This is a genomic window from Luteolibacter sp. Y139, from assembly GCF_038066715.1.
Taxonomy (GTDB): domain Bacteria; phylum Verrucomicrobiota; class Verrucomicrobiia; order Verrucomicrobiales; family Akkermansiaceae; genus Haloferula; species Haloferula soli.
This window is the reverse complement of record NZ_JBBUKT010000001.1, coordinates 948,244-964,093: the sequence shown is the minus strand read 5'-3', so window position 1 is coordinate 964,093 and position 15,850 is coordinate 948,244. Positions and strand designations below refer to the sequence as shown.

Here is a 15,850-nt window from a genome sequence, read left to right as displayed (position 1 = left end):
AACCCCGACCCAGAACCTTTGAATCGCATGAAGCCCACGAAAATAAACCGCCGAGCAATCCTTTCCGCGTCCTCCGTCGCCATCATTTACACCGGGATCTCGGCACCCGTTGCCTTGGCTGCCAACTGGCTCAATACCGGCACCGCGGATTGGAACACGGCGACCAACTGGAGCACGGGCCGCGTGCCCATCAAGACCGGCTTCAACGATCAGGCGGTGATCATCACCAACACGGGTGCGATCGCCACCATTTCAGCGAACATTTCGGCAACCCCGACGGACATTCTGGTCGGCAACGGCGCCGGAATCAGTGGCCGGGTGGACCACACTGCAGGCACGGCGCAGAGCGGTACCGGGAACTGGATCAAAGTCGGCAACAATGGCGGCACCGGCGTTTACAACCTGGCCAATACCGCCGTGGTGGGTACGGGCATCTCCGGATTCGCCCAAGGCACCGGCAGCTTGACGGCGGGTGCCACCGGGAATTTCGGCCAGATCCGCGTGGGGGCGGGAGATGGTGGCACGGGCAATACCGGCACCTTCAACATGAACACTACCGGCTCCATCACCGCCGCTCAGGTCCATGTGGGTGCAACCACCAATAGCAATGGACGCTTCAATCTCGAAAGTGGCACGATCACCAGCAACGGCGATATTTATGTGGGCAATGCTAACGCCGGTGGCAGCGGAAGACTTGATATCTCGGCTGGCACCGTCACCAGCACCGGCTGGATGAAAGTGGGCCACAATGGTGGATCAGGCATCATCAACCTCGCCAACACCGGAACGACCGGCGGCACTCTCACGGGATTCGGCCTGAGCTCGGGAAGCATGAATGTCTCGGGGAACTACCGTCTCGGCGGTGGTGATGCCGGCTCGGGCGGCTCCGGGACGATGAACATGAACACTTCGGGAACGCTCACCGTCACCGGGCCGCTCCATGTCGGCACCCAGGCTAGCACCGGTGTGCTGAACCTCGATAGTGGCACGATTGCCGTCGCCAACTCATTCTTCATCGGCAACGCCGCCAGCGCGACCGGAACGGTCAACATCTCGGGTGGTACCCTGAACAAGACGAACAACGCCACTGCATTTGCGGTGGGGAACGGAGGTGGCGGCACCCTGAGCCAGACGGGCGGGGCGATCACCGTGAACGGCGAGTTCTGGGTGGGCTCCACCTCGACCGCCACCTACACCATGAGCGGAGGAACGCTCAGCTCCGACACGTGGTTCGTGGTCGGACGCAACGGAAGCGGCGTGGGAACCCTCAACATGAGCGGCGGGACGATCACCAAGGGTGGATCGAACAACGTGGTGATCGGTGCCGATAGCGCCACCGCCAATGGAACCGTCGCGATGACCGGCGGCCTGTTCAATGTGACCGGTGGTATCACGGTGGTCGGTAACAATGGCGGGATCGGAGCCTTGACCCTGTCGAACACGGCGGAGTTCCGCACCACCCAGCTGGTCCTTGCGACGGGCACTGGTACGGGCACGGCAAACTTCAACGGAGGCACCCTCGAGGTGGGCACGATTACCCGAACCGCCGGCACCGGAAATGCCTATTTCAACGGCACCAAGATCGTGCCCAAGGCGGACTCCGCCACTTTCATCAGCAACCTGTCCACCGCTGAAATCCAGGGCGGCGGCCTGAAGATCGACAGCAGCGGCAAGTCTCTCGTGGTTCCCCAGGAACTGAGCGGCACAGGAACTCTCATCAAGTCCGGCGCTGGTACCCTGGCACTCAGTGGTGTCAACGCGGCCTTTACCGGCAGCGTCTCGGTCAACGGTGGTACGCTGGCGATCGAAGCCGCCAAATACGGCGGTGCGAACTACACGGTCGCGGATTCGGCTGCACTCAAGGTTTCCTCCATCACCAATTTCGACGTTCGCGAATTGAACTCGCTGACCTTGGGCTCCAGTGGAGCTACCACGCTGAGCTTCGATCTCGGGAACGAACTCGACAATCCATACTATGCTCCGCTCAAGGTGGCATCGCTGGCTCTCAACGGCCCGGTCACGATCAATATCGCGGACAGCAACATCACCCTCGGCAGCATCCCGCTCGTGGAGTATACCTCCAAGTCCGGCTCCGGAAGCGTCTTGGTCACGCCCGGCTCTCTTCCCAATGGAGTCACGGCAACCGTGGTTGATAACGGCACGGGTCTGATTTCGCTGCAAGTCACCGGCCTCGCCCAGCCCAAATGGGATGCCACCGTCAACGGCATCTGGGACACCTCCACGGTCAACTGGCTCAACGCGGGAAGCCCGACGGCCTACACCAACGGACGGGTCACGCAGTTCGACGATGGTGTCACCGGCCTGACCCAAGGCGACGTGACCCTGAACATCGGCGTCACGCCGACGTCGCTGACCTTCGACAACACCCTGGTGCCCTACACGCTCAACGGCACTGGAAGCATCAACGGCACCACGGGAGTCCTGAAACGGGGAACCGCATCCCTGGTGCTCAATACCACCAACGGCTACACCGGCGTCACCGAGCTCAAGGGCGGCACCACCTCGATCAGCAGTATCGCCAACGCTGGCAGCCCGAGCTCCATCGGTGCGGCTTCCGCGAGCGCTGCCAACCTCCTCCTCACCGGAGGCAGCCTCACCTACACCGGTTCCTCCACCACCACCGATCGCGGCTTCACGCTCGGGGCGATCGACACGGCCATCACCACTACGGCTGACATCCGCTTCGATGGTGAGGTCGTTTCCAATCCGACCTCCAACCTGATCAAGACCGGCGCGGGCAAGCTCGGCTTCGGCGGCACCGCGGCGAAGGCCATCGGCACCGTCAACAAGGGTCTCCGGATCTATGAAGGCACGGTTTCCTTCACCGGTACCGGCGCGAACAGCGTGGCGGCCGAGCTGTGGCTCGGTAATCCGGCTTCCACGATCAACTCCGCGCTTGAGGTCACTAACTCGAACCTCACCACTGGAAACTGGATCGCCATTGGCATCGGAAACGGAAGCACTGGACTTCACTCTGATGTGACCTTTACCGGCTCCACCATCACCGCCAATGGCGGTGGCATTTCGCTCGGATACGACGGCGGGGTTGTTGGCTACTCGGCGATCTCCTCGCTGACGATGAACAATTCCACGTTCAGCGGGCCGACCGGAAACTTCGGCGAGAGCAATGGTGCCACGATCAACGTGACCCTGAACGGAACTTCCGCCCTCAACCTCCAGCAGGTGAACGTCGGCATCAACAGCGGCTCCATCGGAACGATGGTGATGAAGGACAGCTCCACGGCCACCGTCACGAACCGTGTGTATGTCGGAGGAAATGCCGGCTCGGTCGGCAATCTGACCGTGCAGGACTCGGCTTCGATCACTCTCCCAGGCGAGCAGGAATTCCGGGTCGGAAGCGGGGGTCAGGGAACCGTCACGCAGACCGGCGGCACAATCACCGGCAACGGCTGGATGGCCATCGGGCGCGTTGCTGGCGGCAGCGGCACGCTTTCGATTTCCGGCGGCACGTTCACACAGGCTGCGGCCGCTCGTTTCATGCACGTCGGCGAATTGGGAAGCGGCACGCTGACCATCTCGGGCACCGGTTCCTTTGTCGCGGCATCCACCACCGGTCTCCTGATCGGGGACGCAGCGGACAGCAGTGGCACCGTGAACCTCAACGGCGGCACGCTTACCGCCAATGCCATCCTCGACAGCGCCTCGGGCACCAGCGCCTTCAACTTCAATGGAGGACTGCTCAAGGCTGGCTCCGCGGCGAACGCCGTCTTCATGAATGGCGTCGACACCGTGACCGTCAAGTCCGGCGGCGGGGTCATCGACTCGGATGGCCATGACATCACCATTAATCCGTCACTGCTCGATGGCGGCACGGGTGGCGGGCTGACCAAGCAGGGGGCGGGCATCCTTTCCCTTGCTGGAACCAACACCTACACCGGGAACACCACCGTCAACGGTGGGACGCTCACCCTGTCTGCTTCAGGCCAGCTGCGATTTGTCATCGGGGCGAACGGCGTCAGCAACAAGGTGACGGGAACGGGTTCGGTGCAATTGGATGGCAGCTTCAACATCGACACCACCGCGGCCAACACGACCGCTGGCAACAGCTGGACGCTCGTGGACGTGGGATCGCTCACCGAAACCTACGGTGGCACCTTCAGCGTCGCTGGCTTCACTAATAGCTCCGGCGTCTGGACCAAGACTGCCGGTGGAAACCTGTGGACCTTCACCCAGAGCACTGGCGTCCTGACCGTCCAGGTGGCGACTGGCGGATACAGCTCATGGGCTGCGACCAATGCCGGTGGGCAGACGGAAAGCCAGGACTATGACGGCGACGGGGTGCAGAACGGCATCGAGTACTTCATGGGTCAAACGGGATCCGGGTTCACCGCGAATCCAAGCGTGGTGGCTGGTCAGATCACCTGGCCGAAGTCCGCGGGCTTCAGTGGCACCTACCGCGTCGAAACCTCCACCAATCTCACTAGCTGGACCGACGTGACCGGTTCCGCGGTGGATAATGGAAGCTCGGTTTCCTACACGCTGCCCACGGGCAACGCCAAGCTGTTCGTTCATCTCCTGGTGACTCCGAACTGAGCCGGTGTCTCTGCTCGAAGCCGGGCCGTCGCTGGCGGCCCGGCGTTAAGGCAAGGTGGATCATCATAAGTTTCCCGCTTCCGGCAAATTGGGTTCTGCCGGAGGTCGGAGCGGATGCGCGGGCGGATCGGGTTCCGCCCGCGCATTCACCGCTGAGCCTGCGGTTATGAGGGTTTAGCAAGTTCCTGATTTTTTTTGGCGGGGTTCGTTTCGAAACGTCGGACTCCGGATGGGAGACGCACGAACCCACGTGCCCTCCCCGGCATGTGGAGACGTGCCGGATCCGAGAAACCCATTCCGAACGAACCCGATGATGCGCCGTCGCGCCTGATCTTCCGTTTCCCTGCCACCGTGCGGTCGCCCTTTCCCGGCGCCGATGTCCGCGGTGGCTTTTCCCATTTCCTCCCAAAAAACCCCGAAACCCAAAACCCATGAAAAAAACGATCCTTCCCGTCCTCCTGTCAGGGGCGGCGGCCGTTCCACTCCACGCCCAGGTGGTCGGAACCGAGAACTTTACCTACGCCAACGGCAACATCGCCAACCAGACCGGAGGCACCGGCTTTGACTTCAACAACCTCACCAAAGCCCACACCACGATCAAGTCCGACTGGGACAACACCGGTGGAACGCCGACGGTCGCCTCGAATGCCCTGACCACCAACAACAGTGGAGCGAAGCGCGAATATAACGGCACGACCGAGGGCTCGGCTGGTGGTGATGGCAATGAGACCGAGCGGGCCGGTGCGGTGCGCGGTGCGGGCCGGGTCTTCTACCGCTTCACGCTGACCCGTGGCGCGGGTACGACTTGGGCCGGTGCCAGCAGCTACGACTTCGGCACCGAGCGGGCGTTCTTTGGATCACCCGGTGGAAACGGTGTCTCGGGGCAGATCGAATGGGGCTGCCAGATCGCCGGAAGCACGACTTATCGCAGCGGGATTCCTGCCGATAACCTGACCCATACCTTCGTCGCGGTCCTCGACTTTGATCGCGATTACATGGGCCTGTGGGTCGATCCTTCCGCCACGGACTACTACGATCCGGTGGATGGCTCCAACTCGGCCGATGCCGGCGGCGCCTACACGCCTAACAACTGGTCGACCGCGGTGCGCCTTGCTTCCAGCAATACCTGCACTTGGGACGATCTTACGGTGGCTCTCGATCCGGTGAGCATTGGCCTCAAGGATTTCGTGGATGCGGACCAGGATGGTCTGCCAGCATCGTGGGAAGCGCTCTACAACCTGGACGACCATGACAATGGGACCGTCGGGGAAACCTCGCCGGGTGCCAAGAATGGCCCGAATGGCGCCTTGGGCGATCCCGATAGCGATACGATCGCCAATTCGGTCGAGTTCACTGATGGGACATCTCCCACTGCCGGGGATACGGATGGAGACGGCTTGGACGACAAGAGGGAAAAGACCGCCGGCACCAACCCGACCCTCGCGGACACGGATCGCGACAATCTCACCGATGGTGAAGAGGTCGACGTGTATTTCACCAACCCCTTGAACGCCGATACCGACGGTGGCGGGACCGCCGACTCGACGGAGATCGCGCTCGGAACCTCGCCCTTGACGGGCCACGCCGGCGATGATCCGACGACGAATGGCAACATGGACCTGATCGCACTGGAGTTTTTCGACACCTACGCCGATGGCCCGGCCAATGGACTCTCCGATGGCTTGGGCTGGGACTACGACAACAGCGCGCTTGGTGAAACCTTCCTCGGTCACACCACGATGAGCAGCAGTTGGACCGCATTTGCCGGGAATCCGATGATCCAATCCGGCACGCTGCTGACCCAGGAGAGTTCCTTGAAGCGTGCCTTCCACGCCGGCTCTAACAGCAATCTGGCTGTGGTGGGGGAGAAGTCCGGCTACTACCGTGAAGACGCGGCCGCGACAGGAGTCAATGGCAGTGATGTGCTCTACGTGAAGGTGAACATCAACCGCCAGGCGGGTGCCTCGTGGAGCGGCTTGAGCCTTTTCGACTTCGGTGCTGAGAAGATCTTCCTCGGGGTGCCTAACGGAACGAGCCCGATCTCGGGAGTGCGTGAGTACGGCGTCGAGCAGACAGGAGTCGGCACGGTTTATTCCGGAGTCGCACCGATCACGGGAACCCCGGCGACGTTGGTCGCGCGATATGACTTCGTGGCGGACCGCGTGGACCTTTGGGTGAATCCCAATCTCAATCAGCCGCAGGCCTCCTCTCCGATCCTGGCCACCTTGAACGTGACGCCGGCCGGAATGAGGGCGACGGCCCTCCGCCTCGGCTCCGGTGGCACCGGGACGACCGGCTGGGACCAACTCGTGGTGGGTAACACCTGGAGCACGCTGACTTCGCTGCCTTCCGACAGCGATGGCGATGGCATGCCGGATGCCTACGAGATCCTGTGGGGCTTCGATCCCAACGTGAATGACGCTGGTGCGGATGCGGATTCAGACGGTAGCACGAACCTCCAGGAGTATGTGGCTCAAACCAATCCCACGGATGACGACAGCGATAACGACGGACTGAAAGACGGTGCTGAAGCCGCCGCGGGAACCTCTCCGCTGAATGCTGACACCGATGGCGACGGAGTGAACGACGGAGACGAAGTCCTCACCTACCACTCCGATCCATTGAAGGTGGATACCGACAATGACGGTCAGACCGATGGTGGCGAGGTCCAAGGAACCGGTGGCAATACCTCCAGCCCCACGAATCCGAACGCGACGATCGGCGCACCGCTGGGACTCATCGGAATCGAGAACTTCTCCTATTCGGATGGAGCTGTTGGTGGTCTCACCGGCGGCACCTATTTCGACTACGAGAACGCGGTCTTCAATGGACCCTTTTTCGGTCACGACTCGACCCCATCCGACTGGGATGGCACGGCGACAGTCACGGGGGGCAAACTGGTGACGCGCGAAACCAACGCGTATCGCGACTTCAATGGTCCGGAAGAAGGAGCAGGCTCCAATGCGTCTCCCACCGGAGCACGATTGGGCGCATTCATCGATGACGCGGCGAACTTCAAGTCCGCGGTCGTCTACTTCAAGACGACGATGACCCGGCGCGCGGGAGCGACGCTGAGTGTCTTCGGTCCCGATGACTTCAATCAGGAGCGCCTGGCCTTTGGCATCGTGGACAATGCAGGAGTCCCGCAGTGGGGTATCCGCGAAGGAGCGGCAGTGAGCACCGATGGTGGCGCGCTGGCGATTGCGACGGATCAAACCTACACGGTGGTGGGCAAGCTGGATCATCCCGGAAACATGCTGACCCTCTGGGTCAACCCGAGTCTGACAACACCAGAAGCGTCCAACGCTGCCCTGGTCACCCGAACCTATGCGGGCACCAACTGGGCCACGGGCATTCGCCTCACCTCCACGGGCACCGGCGACACCGAGTGGGATGACGTGGTGGTGGCGACGACCTGGGGGCAGTTGATTGGCGAGCCACCCAGCCCGGTCCATCTCTCGGTCGCAAACCTGAATGCTGGAGCCGGTACGATGAGCATCACGGCGACGGGTATCCCGGCGGGCAAGACCTACCATCTGAGCAGTTCCACGAACCTGCAGTCGTTCGTGCCGCTGGTCCCGGCCTTCAACTTCGACAGCACCACGCCGCAGCCGTTTGTGATTCCGGTGACTCCCGGCACGACGCCGAAGGTGTTCTTCCGCGCGGAAGACGGTCCGGCCTCGCCGTAATCAAAGCGAACGGTTACTTCATATGGCCCGCCTTGCTCGATGCAGGGCGGGCCTTTCGTCCAAACGTCACGTCTTCCCGATATGCCTTGCCTGCATCCGATGAGATTCCTTCTTTTGCCGCTGCTTGTTGCCGCGCCGGTTCACGCGCTCGAGATCGGCAAGGAGGATTTCGCCTATCCAGACAACAGCGCCATCGCGGGAAAGACCGGTGGCACGGGATTCAACCGTGATCTCTTTCAAGGAACTGCCACCGCGTTTCCGTCGGACTGGGACAATGTCGTCGGCGCGCCGGCCGTTGTTTCGGGAAAGCTCGTGACGGCGAATTCGGGAGCCAAGCGTGAGTATAACGGGACCATCGAAGGAGCAGGCAATGCTTCCAACGATGGCCAGGACAATCACGAGCGCAGCGGCGCGGTACGCGCGCAGGGGCGGGTGTTCTATCGCTTCAATCTGACGCGTGTTTCCGGTGGTTCGTGGAGCGGCGCCAGTTCGTATGACTTCGGCACGGAACGGGTTTTCTTCGGCGTTCCCAGCGGAGCCACGGAATATGGTTGCGAGATCACCGGGGCCGGGACGCGCTACTCCAGCGGCATTCCTGTCAGCAATACGACGCGCACCATCGTGACGGTGCTTGATTTCGACCGGGACTTCATCGGCCTGTGGGTTGATCCCGACGCGAACGACTTTTACACCGATGCGACGGGGGCCAACTCGTGCGACGCGGGTGGCGCGTACACGGGAACCAACTGGTCGACCGCTGTCCGTCTGGCCTCGGGCGGCACGTGCCAGTGGGACGATCTCACCGTGGCGACATCGTGGAATGATTTCCAGTTCACCGATCCTGATACGGATGATGATGGGATGCCGGATGCGTGGGAGGCCACGCATGGCCTGGTGGTGGGTACGAACGATTCGCTCCTCGATGCCGATTCGGACGGCCTTTCGAACATCGACGAGTATCTCCGCGGGACAGAGCCGCAGGACCCGGATTCCGATGACGACGGCTTCTCCGATGGAGCGGAGGTCACGGCCGGCACAAATCCGCTCAACCCGATCATGTACCCTGGTGCCGTCCATCCGCCGGGTCTCGTCGGCGGGGATCGGTTTGACTATGCCGATGGTCCGATCGCGGGGAAGAGCGGAGGGCTTTATTGGGATGCCGACAATTCCACCGAGAACGATCCCTTTCTCGGTCACGCGGGTGAGCCCTCTGATTGGGATGTCACTGCGGGTTCGCCACAGGTGACATCGGGGGTGCTTGTGACTCAGGAGAGCGGTGCGAAGCGGGAATACAATGGCCCGGTCGAAGGTGCTCAGGCGGGATCGGACGAACGCGCCGGTTCAGTGAACCAAGAGGGGAACTACGTGTCTCACGTGGTCTACTACAAGTTCGAGATGACCCGCTCGGCGGATACCACGTGGAGCGGTGCGAGCTCGTATGATTTCGGTACGGAGCGTTATCTCTTTGGGGTTCCCGGCGCGACGAACCCGGTCTCAGGTGTCCGCGAATTCGCGATTCACGATCTTAATACGAACCAGTGGTCTTACTCCGGCATCGCCCCCGTTCCCGGGGTGAAATACACGCTCGTGGGCAAGCTGGACTTCGACGCGAATGTGGCGGCGCTCTATTTGAATCCCAATCTCGACCAAGGAGAAGGATCGAACACTCCGATCGCGAGCTATCCTCATACGAGTGACAATTGGTCCTCAGCCATCCGGCTCGCTTCCGGGGGAACCGGGGCGGTGCAGTGGGACAATGTGCGCGTCGCCTACACGTGGGCGGACCTTAACGACGGTCCGCCGGTAGCGAATGACGACAGCGCCACGATGCATCACCTCGGCAAGGCGCGCTTTAAGGTGCTGGACAACGATACGGGTCTCATTGCGCGCCCCTCGCTCGCCATCGATTCGCCACCCGCGCACGGCACGGCCACAGTGAATTCTGACGGTACGATTCTCTATCAGCATCTCTCCGGGACGCCTGCGACGGATACATTCACCTACAAGATCCAAGGTGCGGGGAGCACGCTGACCGATACCGGCACGGTCACGATTCACTTCACCGCGAATCCCCGCTTCGATTCGGCATTCGTCTCGATGCCCTCCACTCCTCCGGTGGGTGAGCTGCGGCTGGTGGATGCTTTTCCGGGCATCACGTTCGATTCGCCGCATGGATTCAGCACGGTGCCGGGTGACAACAAGAAGCTGTTCGTTTCGGAAGGTGACGGCCGTGTTTTCCTGATTCCGGACATGGCGGCGCCGACCAAGGTGCAGGTGCTGGATATCAGCGCTTCGGTGAATCACGACAACAACGAGCAGGCCTTCAAGGGAATCGCCGTGCATCCGAACTGGGCAAGCAACGGGCAGATCTACGTCACCTACAATTCGAATGCCCACTCGGTGCGTTTGTCGCGCTTCACTTGCCAGACGACCGCTCCTTTCACTGCCGGTCCCGAGGAGATCATCATCGAGCAGGATTGCGACGATACGATTCACAACATCGGCAGCTGCGAGTTCGGTCCGGATGGCTACCTCTACGTCAGCTTCGGCGACGAGGGCACGCAAGAGGACGGCCACAATAATTCGCAGCACGTGGATCGAAACCTGTGGTCCTGCATCATCCGCATCGACGTGGACAAGCGTCCCGGAAGCCTGCCGCCGAATGCCGATCCGGGCGCGGACACGGATCCCAATGGAAACGACGCGGACCTGATGATTCCGCGGCCGGGTGGTGTTGCCCGCTATGCGGTGCCTCCCGACAATCCGTTGGTCGGTGCCACCACCTTCAATGGTATTGCTCTCAATCCCGGACAGGTTCGCACCGAGATTTTCGTGATGGGTCTTCGCAATCCGTGGCAATTCTCCGCCGAGGACAACAACGGCGACGGCAAGGTGGATGAAGTGTGGGTGGGGGATGTCGGCCGCAGCAACCGCGAGGAAGTCGATGTCTTCCATCCCGGCAACAATGGTGGCTGGGGCTGGCGCGAAGGCAGTGCAGCGGGGCAACGCGCGGGGGATCTCCTCAATGGCGCACCGGAGTCGGCTGCCACGATCACCCCGCCATTGTGGGACTACGGGCATGGTGGCGGCAGTTTGGAAGGGGCCTCGATCACGGGTGGTTTCGTCTATCGCGGCACCTCTCTGCCCGATCTAACAGGAAAGTACATCTGTGCCGACTACGTGTCCGGAAACATCTGGAGCGTGCAACGCACGTCCGGCGCACCGGTGATCAATCGCCTGGCCGGAGAGGTTGCCATTGTCGGACTGCTGCCCGATCCGCGCACCGGCGATATCTTGCTACTGGACCGTGGTAACAATGGCACCAACCAGGGCACCGGCGGGATCAAGCGCCTCACGATTGGAACCGACGACAGCAATCTTCCCCCGACGCTGGCTGCGACGAACTTCTTCGCCGACCTCACCGACTTGTCGCCGAACCCCGGCGGGCAATACTACCAGCCCAATCTCCGCTTCTGGTCGGACCGGGCAGAAAAGAGAAGGTGGTTCTTGGTCAACGATGCGACCAAGACCATTGGCTACTCGCAGGATAGCCCATGGAGTTTTCCCAGCGGGATGATCTGGGTGAAGCATTTCGACTATCCTGTCGCGTGGGAAACCTTCACCCGCACGATTGACGGTCAAAGCTACATTGACCGGCGTCCGGTCGCCGGTTCGCCACGCCGCCGGCTGGAGACGCGCTTTCTGGTGAAGAACGACAGCGGTGCCTACGGCATCTCGTATCGATGGAATGCCGTCAACGGCGGCAGTCAAACCGACGCGGTCCTTGCCAACGACAATGGTGAGAACGTGCCGGTGAGCATCACCCTCGACGGTGCGCCGACGAGCGTGACCTGGGAGATTCCCTCGCGTGCGGCGTGCATGACCTGTCATACGCCGGAGGCTGGTCATGCGCTTTCCTTCACCATGCGCCAGCTGAATGCCCCGGGAAGTATCTCAGGCGTGTCTGGCAATCTGCTCAGTGCGCTCTCGTCCACCGGTTACCTCACCGGCTTCAGCGGTAATCCCGCGAGCCTGCCGCGGCACTACCGGCCGGATGAGACCGCGCAGTCCCTTGAGACGCGGGTTCGCTCGTATCTTGATGTGAATTGCGCCTATTGCCACAAGGCCGGTGGGACGGGTGGGGGGAATTGGGACGGCAGGGCTCATCTGTCGCTGCTTGAGACGGGGCTGCTCAATGGCGCTACGGTGGATGCGCCCTTGCATCCCGACGACCGTCTCGTGGTAGCGGGCAACGTGCCTCATTCGATCATCTTCAACCGCATCACCGGAGCGAACGGCTACAGCCGCATGCCGCCGCTCGCGACGACGGTGCCGGATCTTGAAGCAGCGGAACTTGTGGCGGCATGGATCCACCAGGATGTCCATCCCTATGCGACTTATGAAGAGTGGCGTGAGGCGGAGTTTGGCAATGTGACCACACCACAAGGCGATCCTGCCGCGAACCCGGATGGCGATGGAATCGATAACCTCGGCGAGTGGGCTTTCGGCACCAATCCGGGGCTCGCGGATGACTCCCGCGCCACCCCTGTGCTGCTACAGGTGAAGCCTTCGGCAGGTCAGTTCCGTTTCAGTCACCGGCGGCTGCGCATGCATGGCACCGCGGGACTTCACTATGAATATCGCGGCAGCGAGAACCTGGTCGACTGGGTGCCGCTTTCCGTGACCGAGGAAGCCTCGGTCCCCGATGCGGATCCCGCTTACGAGACCGTCACGCTATCGATCAGCCCCGGTACCTTGGCCGGGAAGTCGAGGCTGTTCCTTCAGCTGAGAGTCCAGCCATGACATCACCCTTCTCCCGTTTTTTCTTTGCATGACCACTCACCCAGGTTGCCCGTCGACAACACCCGTCGAGTTTGAAGAGTTGCTCATTTCGCATCAGCGATCGCTCCTGCTTTACATCAAATCGCTGGTCACCAATCACCATGAAGCGGAGGACCTGTTGCAGAGAGCGAATATGATCCTTTGGCAAAAGAGGGCAAACTTCGAGGCGGGTTCGAATTTCAAGGCGTGGTCGTTCACCATCGCTCGTTTGGAAGTGCTCAACCAACTGAGGCAGCAGCGTCGTGATCAGCGGGTATTCTCCGACCGGCAGAACCTTGATCTATCACCGGTGTTCGACCCTGCTGCCGAGGTGGACGACGAGGCGATGCTCCATGTCTTGAAGGACTGTCTGGAGCGACTGTCATCGCGCGATCAGGAGCTGCTCTTCGTGAGGTATGCCACGGACAGGCCGCTGAAGGAGTATGCGGAGAATCTCAGCCGGAGTCCCGGCACGCTCAAGGCGCGCCTCTTTCAGATCCGCGAGAATCTGAGGAAGAGCATCGAGGCGCGATTGAGGGAGTCGGACATGGCAATGGTCCGTTAGCCAGTTGCCTTGGCGTCCTGCTCGGCTTTCGAGGCCTTGCGTGCTTCGGCTACGAAGTGATTGCAGGCCTCGCGACACAACAAGGGGATGGCTTGCGATCGATCGATGTCTCCGGTGACTCCGTCGAAGCGGCTGGCCTCGCTGTCTTCGAGTGGCGTGTTCGCGTCGAGTTGCCAGAGGATTTTTTTCACGCAGCAATGGCCCGGTCCGCAGACCTCGCTCACCAGTCGCTGGGCACCGGCATCGCTGAGGGTGCGGGCGAAGCGATACATGCCGGTCTGGCGGTTGAGCTTGTCGCGCAGGTGTTCGATTTCGAGGCGGCCGTCGTGCTGAGCAAACCATAGGCCGGCGGCGGCGGGGTAGAAGTGATCGAGCGCTTGCCGGAGTTCTTCGGATGAGGAGAGCTGGAGCAGCCAGCCGCGCTTGAGCGAGAGCTCGCCCTTGGTGAAGCGATAGTGGCCATCTTCCGCCCACGTGGAGAGATCGCGTGCAGTGGCAGAGCCCTCGAATTTTTCTAACAAGGAGGCGTCGCTGTTCTCGTCGTCGATGTGACACAGCAAGTAGACACCGTCCTGTGGACGGATGGCGATCTGACCGATGCGGCGGATGCCTCCGGCGACGGCGGCGGAAAGGCGTTCAGCGAGCTTCATGATATTTCGCGTCGAAATCGGCGACCTGATCGAGAATGACATCGGCAAGGTGCCGCTCGGTCCCGATGGCGGAAGAGTAGTAGAGGGTCTTGCCACGCACGTGATGTGGATTGTGGCGGAAGACCTCGCGCTGGCTGGCGGCTTCGCCGGGTTCTGCCTCGATGCCTAACAGCACGGGGATGTCCTGATAGCTGTGAAGGCCATCGGCGATGAAGAATGGCACGACGACGACATTCGGCGTGGTGGCGAGGGCGGCCCATTCGGCGATGAACGGCTGCTCTTCCATGTAGGCGTCGAGCACTTCGGCGTAACCCGCGCCAGAAGCCTTGATGAGTGCGGCCTGGTCTTTGATGGCCTTGGTCGAGTTCTGATTCAACCCGGTGCCGTGGCCGACGATGAAGAGGGTGGTCTGCGCGGGATCGGCATCGGGCGCGACTTCCCTGGCGCGGCGGAGAAGCAGGCCGGTCATCGAGGGATGCACGCCAACCGGCAACGTGTAGTGCCAGGTTTTTCCGGCGCGACTCGTGGTGGGGCCTTCGAGCTGCAGTTCCCGGGGAATGACGTCCTGGGTGAAGTAGCCCTCGCTGATGAAATCCGGCACCACATAGACCTCGTCGGCGTCGATGAGGTATTCCGCCTCACGCATGGAAGGCTCTTCCTTCCAAAAGCAGCAGTGGACTTCGCCGAAAGCACCCAGCCGGCGGATCTCGTCGGCGTGGTCGAAGTAGGGCGTGGAGGAATCCGGATTCTCGGTCGAGCCGTGGCCGACAATGAGCAGGGCGGCGTGCGGCTTGGGCGTGAAGGGCATGCCCCGAAGGGTGCGCGGGACGGGGCCTCAGGCAAGCCTGTGTTTCCTTGGCGCTTGGAAGTTCCCGCTGCGAGCCCCACGTTTCGCCCGTGCTTCCCCAGCTCCAGCTTTGGCTCGATCCCGTCCCGCGTGACGGGCCGGAAAACATGGCCGTGGATCAATGGTTGGCGGAGAACTGCGAGGTGCCGGTGCTGCGGAGCTACCGGTGGCTGCCGGGGTGGGGGAGCCTAGGCTACTTTGTGAAAACCGCTGATCTGCCAGCCTATGGGCTGCATTGGGTGCGGCGCTGGACGGGTGGCGGGATCGTCGATCACCGCGCGGATTGGACCTACACTTTATTCGTGCCGAGCGGGTTCGGTCTAGCGGAGGCACGGGGTGGGGAAAGTTACCGGGTCATCCATGCGGCGCTGGTTTCGGCGCTGCGGGATGCAGGGGTAGAGGCGCGGCTCTCCGGAGAGATGCCGCCGGCGATCGGGGGGGAATGTTTTCTCCAGCCGGTGGAGCACGATGTGATGGATGTGACGGGAAGGAAGATTGCCGGGGCTGGCCAGCGCCGGACTTCACGTGGCTTGCTACACCAAGGGTCGGTCATGGCGGAGGCTTGTCCGCGGGCTCTGGCAGCGGCGCTGGCGGAGCAGGTGGTGGAGGGAGAGCTTTTCCCGGAGGCTGCCTGGATCGCGGAGACGGCGGCGACGCGCTATGCCAGTGATGCGTGGCAGGAGCGGTGCTAAGGAGCATGGAC

General features: G+C 61.9%; 7 protein-coding genes. 5 read left to right on the top strand and 2 right to left on the bottom strand.

Going from position 1 to position 15,850, the window contains the following annotated elements; genetic code table 11:
- Window positions 1-27: 27 nt before the first annotated feature.
- From WKV53_RS04010 to WKV53_RS03995, 4 genes are all read left to right on the top strand, one after another.
- On the top strand, window positions 28-4,575 hold the full coding sequence (locus WKV53_RS04010) for a beta strand repeat-containing protein (protein WP_341403063.1): 4,548 nt from the start codon (window positions 28-30) through the stop codon (window positions 4,573-4,575).
- A gap of 431 nt (window positions 4,576-5,006) precedes the next feature.
- Window positions 5,007-8,264, top strand: a complete 3,258-nt coding sequence (locus tag WKV53_RS04005; protein ID WP_341403062.1) for a hypothetical protein — start codon at window positions 5,007-5,009, stop codon at window positions 8,262-8,264.
- Between the two features lie 99 nt (window positions 8,265-8,363).
- Window positions 8,364-13,067, top strand: coding sequence for a PQQ-dependent sugar dehydrogenase (locus tag WKV53_RS04000; protein WP_341403061.1), 4,704 nt, complete (start codon window positions 8,364-8,366; stop codon window positions 13,065-13,067).
- A gap of 28 nt (window positions 13,068-13,095) precedes the next feature.
- Window positions 13,096-13,650 (top strand): RNA polymerase sigma factor, encoded by a 555-nt coding sequence (locus WKV53_RS03995; RefSeq protein ID WP_341403060.1) that lies wholly within the window; start codon window positions 13,096-13,098, stop codon window positions 13,648-13,650.
- On the opposite strand, the gene WKV53_RS03990 is transcribed toward WKV53_RS03995, so the two are convergent.
- Together WKV53_RS03990 and WKV53_RS03985 are read right to left on the bottom strand one after the other, a co-directional pair.
- Window positions 13,647-14,300, bottom strand: a complete 654-nt coding sequence (locus WKV53_RS03990) for a DR2241 family protein (protein ID WP_341403059.1) — start codon at window positions 14,298-14,300, stop codon at window positions 13,647-13,649. The genes WKV53_RS03995 and WKV53_RS03990 overlap by 4 nt on opposite strands.
- Window positions 14,287-15,108, bottom strand: coding sequence for a CbiX/SirB N-terminal domain-containing protein (locus WKV53_RS03985; protein WP_341403058.1), 822 nt, complete (start codon window positions 15,106-15,108; stop codon window positions 14,287-14,289). Before WKV53_RS03985 ends, WKV53_RS03990 begins: the two co-directional genes overlap by 14 nt.
- Window positions 15,109-15,197: 89 nt before the next feature.
- Here WKV53_RS03985 and WKV53_RS03980 point away from each other — a divergent pair, with 89 nt between their 5' ends.
- Window positions 15,198-15,839: a lipoate--protein ligase family protein gene (locus WKV53_RS03980; RefSeq protein WP_341403057.1), complete on the top strand. Its 642-nt coding sequence runs from the start codon at window positions 15,198-15,200 to the stop codon at window positions 15,837-15,839.
- The last annotated feature ends 11 nt before the right edge of the window (window positions 15,840-15,850 follow it).